Raw genomic sequence first — 6,836 nt, forward strand, 5'->3', positions numbered from 1 at the left:
ACCCCTGACCGGTCGCGGACGGGACCCGGACTCCCCTTCCGCGGCGAGGACTCGACCCCCTGACCGGGCCGGTCGCACGCGCCGGGCCCGCCGGATACGGCAGGCCCGGCGCATCCGTGTCCCCGCCCGGCGCGTCTACCCCGTCATGGATCTCGAAAAGGAGCCGCCCCCGCCGTCCGGGCCCGTGCCGCGGGATCCGCAGGGGTGCCTCGTCGTCGCCGTCCGGACACCCGTGCGGATCGTGGTGCTCGTGCTGGTGGTGCCGGTGCGAATCGCGTGGGACGCGTCGGCCGCGGCCGGCCGGCGGCTCACCGCCACCGTGCTGCGCCCACTCGGTCGGGCACTGCGGTGGCTCGGCGGGGCCGCCCTCATCCGCCCCGCGACGGCCCTGTGGCGGTACGTCCTCAAGCCCGCCGCCACGGCACTCGGACGACTCGGCCACGCCCTGGCCGTCGTCCTGCTCGGCGGGCTGTACCGGTACGTGCTCACCCCGGCCGGACACGCCCTCGGCCGACTGGCGCGGATGGTGGGCACCGGACTCGTGTGGCTGTACGCGCGCGTGCTCGCGCCCGCCGGACAGGCCCTCGGCCGGCTCGCCCAAGCGATCGGCGCGGGATTCGCGTGGCTGTACGCGCGCGTGCTCGCGCCCGCCGCCCGCTGCGTCGCCCGGCTGCTCACGGTCGCCCGGAACCGCTGTGCCGCCCTCAGGAGCAGGACGTTCGCCGCGATCGGCCGGCTCGTGCGGCGCCTGCTCGTCGTCCCCGCCCGATGGCTGTACGCCCAGGTCCTCGCGCCCGCCGGACGGGCCCTGAGCCGGCTCGCCGTCGCCGTCGTCGGCCTGCTGGGCGCAGTCCTGTACTGGACGGTCCGGATCCTGCTCGTGCTGCCCGCCGTCGCCCTGTGGCGCTGGGTGCTCCGGCCCGCCGGCCGGCTCCTCGCGGTTCTCGCGCGGGAGACCGGTGCGGCGTTCGGGCACGCCTGGCACATCGCCGGGTACGTGTCACGCGCCGTCGGCCGGTTCCTCGCGACCCTCTTCCGGTGGATCCTCGTGGCACCGGCGCGCTGGGCGTACCGGACGGTCCTCACCCCGGCCGGGCACGTCCTGCGCGCCGCGGTCCTGCGACCGGCCGCCGAGGCCGCGCGCGCCGCGGGGCGGGCCGCCCGGCAGGCGACCGCCGCCGCGCGCGAGACCGTACGGCAGGTGCGTGCCGATCTCCGCCGGGCGCTGTTCGGCAAACCCCGGTGACCGGCGGCGACCGATCGCCGGGAACCCGCGGGCCCTCGGACACGTACTCTTGGTAGCAGTACGACCGCACTCACTAAGGACTGAACGACACTGGGCAAGCGACAGCCCGAAGGCCCGCCGCCCGCACCGGCGGTGCAGCGCATCCGACTGCGCTACACCAAGCGCGGCCGCCTCCGGTTCACCAGCCACCGTGACTTCCAGCGCGCCTTCGAGCGTGCGCTGCGCCGCGCCGAGGTGCCGATGGCGTACTCGGCGGGGTTCACGCCGCATCCGAAGGTGTCGTACGCCAATGCCGCACCCACCGGCACGGGCAGTGAGGCGGAATACCTGGAGATCGCGCTCGCCGCCGCCCGCGACCCGGACACCTTGCGTGCCCTGCTCGACGCGTCGCTGCCCACCGGGCTCGACATCGTCGACGCGGTCGAGGCGCGGACGTCGGGGCTCGCCGACCGGCTCACCGCCTCCGTGTGGGAGCTGCGGCTGGACGGCGTGGACCCGGCCGACGCGGCACGCGCGGTCAAGACCTTCACGGAGGCCGAGACCGTCGAAGTGCAGCGCAGGACCAAGAACGGTGTGCGCACGTTCGACGCCCGCGCCGCTGTCGTCGGTCTGGAGAGCCTGGCGAACGTGGAAACGCACAGTTCGCAGCCTGATAGGCCGACCGACCAGCCCTGTGCGATACTGCGGCTGGTTGTTCGGCACGTGACGCCTGCCGTACGACCCGACGACGTCCTGTCCGGTCTCCGCGCCGTGGCCGACCTGGCGCCGCCGGTCCCCGCAGCGGTGACCAGGCTGGCGCAGGGGCTGCTCGATGAAGAGACCGGCACGGTGACCGACCCGCTCGCGCCCGACCGCGAGGCAGCAGCGACCGAGCCGCAACCGGCCGCCGCCACTGCCGCCGCGACGGCGCCGGTGCCGGAAGGTCCCGCGTAGGGATGGGCGTCGAAGCGCCGCCCTCGTACTCGGGAGCCACCTGGGTCGGGCAGCGCACCGACCAGAAGACTTTCGCCAGGCCGTGCACGACATGGCGTACGGAACCGGCGAGACAGGACACGGAGAGCTCCCGTGCGGCGCCCGCGCCCCGGACGGCGGCCATCGCGCATCGAGCGGGCCGCGGACGTCAGCGGCGTTCGTTCGAGCGGATCGACGCCGGACCAGGCGCGGCGCCCGGGAGCCTGACGGGAGAAACGCCCGCATGCTCGAACCGATCGAACCCGCAGAGGGTTCCGAACTGAACACCCCCAGCGACACGCTGCCGCCGCGCAGGCGCCGCCGTAGCGCCTCCCGGCCGGCGGGCCCGCCCGCCGCCCCGGCCACGCGGTTGAGCGTGGAAGCGCCCGCGGCCATCGGCACGGACGCGACCCAGAAAGACGAGACCCAGAAAGCCGAAGACACCGACATCATCGAAGAGACCGTAGACACCGTAGACACCGAAGAGATCGAAGAGACCGTGGACACCGGGATGACCGGCGAGGCCGAGGAGACGGAAGAGGCCGCCGAGGCGCCCGCCGTGGTCGAGGAGCCCGCGCCCGCCCCCCGTACGCGCCGTCGCGCGACCCGCCGGGCGTCCGCGCCCGCCGGTGCCCCGGCCGCCGCGCAGGCCACCGAAACCGTCGTACCGGCCGCTGGCGAGCAGCCCGAGGTGGCCGCCGAGGCGCCCGCCGTCGAGGCGTCCGCGCCCGCTGCCGCTCCGCGCCGCCGTGCCACGCGTCGTGCGTCGGCGCCCGCCGGTGCTCCGGCCGCCGCCGAGGCCGTCGTCCCGGCGCCCGCCGAGGCCGCTGACGCGGCCGGGCCCGTGGCCGCCGCCGAGAGCGCCGTGGCGCCGGGCACCGACGAGGAGTCCGCCTCCGCGCCCCGTACCCGCCGCCGTGCCACCCGCCGGGCGTCCGCGCCCGCAGGTGCCCCGGCCGCCGCCGAGGCCGTGGAGAGCGCCGTGCCCACAGCCGCCGACGCCGACTCCGCTGCCGCGTTCGCCGTGGTCGAGGAGTCCGCACCCGCCGTGGCCGAGGAGTCCGCACCCGCCCCGCGCACCCGTCGTCGTGCCACCCGCCGGGCGTCCGCGCCCGACGAGGCCGCAGCGCCCGCCGCGGAAGCCGTCGAGCCGCCGGAGGCCGTCGAGGCGCCCGCCGTGGTCGAGGAGCCTGCGCCCGCCCCCCGTACGCGCCGTCGCGCCACCCGCCGGGTGTCGCCGCCCGCCACCGCACCCGACGACGCCGAGACCGGCCCCGGCATCGAGCCCGGCCCCGCCGTCGAGTCCGCCGTCGCCTCGGTGACCGGCCCCACCTCGGAGAACGGTGCTGTCGCCGAGAGCGGCGCCGAGGCCGGGCGGTCCGTCGCGGTCGAGACCAGGACCGTCGAGGAGACCGCCACCCGCCGTTCCCGTCGCCGCGTCGTGCGGCAGGCCGCCTCCGGGTTCTCCGAGCCCGCGCGGCGGCAGGCCCCGTCAGCCGCGGAGGAACCCGCAGGGCCCGCCGAGCCCGCTGAAGCCGAGACGTCGCGCCGGCCCGCCCGGCCCGCCGTCGCCGTCTTCCAGGCGCCCGTGTTCACCGAGCCGAAGTTCCAGACCCCGGAGCGGGCCGCCGCCGAGGCCGCCGCGGAGGCCGCCGAGGCGGAAGAGACCGACGCGTACGCGGACGAGCAGACCGAGATCGAGACCGGCCCGCGGCGCCGGCGCCGTCGCCGGAGCACCTCTCACGACGAGGAGCCCCAGACCACCGCGCGCCCCGCGGAGGAACCGGAGGAGCCGGAGGAGCCGGAGGAGTCGGCCGACGACGCCGTCGACGGCGACGACACCGAGGAGACCGGTTCGCGCCGTCGTCGCCGGCGGGGCGGCCGTCGCCGCCGTCGCGGTGACGCCGCCGACGGCGAGGCGGGCGACGGCACCGACGCCGACTCCGACGACCTCGCCGCCGAACAGGCCGAACAGGCCGAACAGGCCGAACAGGCCGCGCAGGACGCCGAGGACACCGCCGAGCAGGAGGAAGAGGACGCCGACTTCCGTTCCGAGGACGGTGCCGGGTCCAGCTCCAGCAGCCGCCGCCGGCGCCGCCGCAGGCGCCGCGCCGGTGACACCTCGGCCGACACCGAGCCGGACGAGGGCGACCCGGAGCGCACCGTCGTCAAGGTCCGCGAGCCCCGCAAGGCCGCCGAACCGTCCGACGAGGTGCAGTCCATCAAGGGCTCGACCCGGCTGGAGGCGAAGAAGCAGCGCCGCCGCGAGGGCCGCGAACAGGGCCGCCGCCGGGTCCCGATCATCACCGAGGCCGAGTTCCTGGCCCGCCGCGAGGCCGTCGAGCGCGTGATGGTCGTACGGCAGAACGGCGACCGCACGCAGATCGGCGTCCTGGAGGACGGCGTGCTCGTCGAGCACTACGTCAACAAGGAGCAGTCGACCTCGTACGTCGGCAACGTCTACCTCGGCAAGGTGCAGAACGTGCTGCCGTCGATGGAGGCCGCCTTCATCGACATCGGCAAGGGCCGCAACGCCGTGCTGTACGCCGGTGAGGTCAACTTCGAGGCGCTGGGCATGGGCAACGGGCCGCGCCGTATCGAATCCGCCCTGAAGTCCGGGCAGTCCGTGCTCGTCCAGGTGACGAAGGACCCGATCGGACACAAGGGCGCGCGCCTGACCAGCCAGGTGTCCCTGCCGGGCCGCTACCTGGTGTACGTGCCCGAGGGCTCGATGACCGGCATCAGCCGCAAGCTGCCCGACACCGAGCGGGCGCGGCTGAAGACGATCCTCAAGAAGGTCGTCCCCGAGGACGCGGGCGTCATCGTGCGCACCGCCGCCGAGGGCGCGAGCGAGGACGAGCTGCGCCGGGACGTCGAGCGGTTGCAGGCGCAGTGGGAGGACATCCGGAAGAAGTCGAAGAACGGCGGCAGCTCGAACGCGCCGTCGCTGCTGTACGGCGAGCCGGACATGACCGTCCGGGTCGTGCGCGACATCTTCAACGAGGACTTCTCCAAGGTCATCGTCAGCGGCGGTGACGCCTGGGAGACCGTCCACGGGTACGTCGCGCACGTCGCGCCCGACCTGGCCGAGCGGCTGCAGAAGTGGACCAGCGAGGTCGACGTCTTCGCCACGTACCGGATCGACGAGCAGCTCGCCAAGGCGCTGGACCGCAAGGTCTGGCTGCCCAGTGGCGGTTCGCTGGTCATCGACCGGACCGAGGCGATGGTCGTCATCGACGTCAACACCGGCAAGTTCACCGGTCAGGGCGGCAACCTCGAAGAGACCGTCACCAGGAACAACCTGGAGGCGGCGGAGGAGATCGTGCGCCAGCTCAGGCTGCGCGACCTCGGCGGCATCATCGTCATCGACTTCATCGACATGGTGCTGGAGTCCAACCGGGACCTGGTGCTGCGGCGCCTCCTGGAGTGCCTGGGCCGGGACCGTACGAAGCACCAGGTGGCCGAGGTGACCTCGCTCGGCCTGGTGCAGATGACCCGCAAGCGGGTCGGCCAGGGGCTGCTGGAGTCCTTCTCGGAGACCTGCGTCCACTGCAACGGCCGTGGCGTGATCGTGCACATGGAGCAGCCGACGTCCGTGGGCGGCGGCAAGCGGAAGAAGCGCGGGCGCGGCGGCGACGGCCATGTGCACGAGACGGCCGAGGCGTTGGAGGCCGCCGGGAGCGCGGTCGCCGAGGTGATCGCGACCGCCGAGCAGGAGGCGGAGAGCGAGGCCGAGGTCGCCGCGGAGGCCGCCGTGCCCGTCGCGCTGCCCGCGCCCGACTTCGCCCCCGACGAGGAGCTGTACAGCAGCGTCGCCGAGGCGGAGGCCGCGGCTACCGGCCGCGGGCGCAACCGGCGCCGGGCGAGCCGCCGGGCCTCGGCTCCGGCGGGCGCGCCCAGGAGCGAGTCCGGGCAGACGGAGGCCGCGGAGGCCCCGCAGGTCCACGTCGCCGCCCCGGCGGAGGCGGCCGTGACCGAGGCGACCGTGACCGTGGGCGCCGCGGACGGCGCGGCGCAGGACGGACGTCCGGCCCAGCCGGAACCGGCCGTCGAGGAGGCGGCGCCCGCCGGGCGCACGCGCCGTCGCGCGACCCGGAAGGTGTCGGCGCCCGCCGGTTCGCCCGCGGGTGCCGAGGCCGCCGTGGTGACGGTCACCGAGGCCGCGCCCGTGGCCGCCGAACCGGTGGTGGAGCCGGCCGCGCCGACTGCCGAGGCCCCGGCCGCGGAGGTGCCCGCCGAGGACGCCGCCCCGGCCCGCCCGCGGCGCCGTGCGGTGCGCAGGGCCACCGCGCCGACGGCGTCCGAGGACGCCGCCGTGGTGGTCGTCGCGTCCGCCGCGCCGGAGGAGGCCGGACCCGAGCCGGTCGCGGTCACCGAGGAGGCGGCCGAGGAGCCGGCACCGGCCAAGAAGGCGGCCCGCAAGACCGCCAAGAAGGCCACGGCGAAGAAGGCCGCCACCAAGAAGGTCGCCACCAAGAAGACCGCGGCCAAGAAGACGGCCGCCAAGAAGACGACGGCCAAGAAGGCGGCCAAGACCGCCAAGACGGCCGCCGCCAAGACGACGGCGAAGAAGACCGCGGTGGCGGCCACCGCCGACGAGGTCTGACCCGTTCCGACGGGAGCCGCGGCCGGTCCCTGC

Annotated in this window: 2 protein-coding genes and 1 pseudogene; all 3 read left to right on the forward strand. The window is 75.5% G+C overall.

Annotated features, from left to right (window positions below; translation table 11 throughout):
• The first annotated feature begins 145 nt into the window (after window positions 1-145).
• The 3 genes and pseudogenes from ACFC09_RS11405 to ACFC09_RS11415 all read left to right on the forward strand — a co-directional run bounded on the left by ACFC09_RS11405 (window position 146) and on the right by ACFC09_RS11415 (window position 6,803).
• Window positions 146-1,330: pseudogene (locus ACFC09_RS11405) on the forward strand (hypothetical protein).
• A 48-nt stretch (window positions 1,331-1,378) separates the two neighbouring features.
• Window positions 1,379-2,179: a TIGR03936 family radical SAM-associated protein gene (locus ACFC09_RS11410; RefSeq protein WP_376525957.1), complete on the forward strand. Its 801-nt coding sequence runs from the start codon at window positions 1,379-1,381 to the stop codon at window positions 2,177-2,179.
• Window positions 2,180-2,441: 262 nt separating this feature from the next.
• Window positions 2,442-6,803, forward strand: a complete 4,362-nt coding sequence (locus ACFC09_RS11415) for an Rne/Rng family ribonuclease (protein ID WP_376525959.1) — start codon at window positions 2,442-2,444, stop codon at window positions 6,801-6,803.
• Window positions 6,804-6,836: the final 33 nt, after the last annotated feature.

Origin of the sequence: Streptomyces sp. NPDC056161 (assembly GCF_042268025.1) — a bacterium.
Lineage (GTDB): Bacteria > Actinomycetota > Actinomycetes > Streptomycetales > Streptomycetaceae > Streptomyces.

Coding starts and splice junctions, on each gene's coding strand:
- ACFC09_RS11415 (WP_376525959.1), top strand. CDS start 2,442: ATGCTCGAACCGATCGAACCCGCAGAGGGTTCCGAACTGAACACCCCC.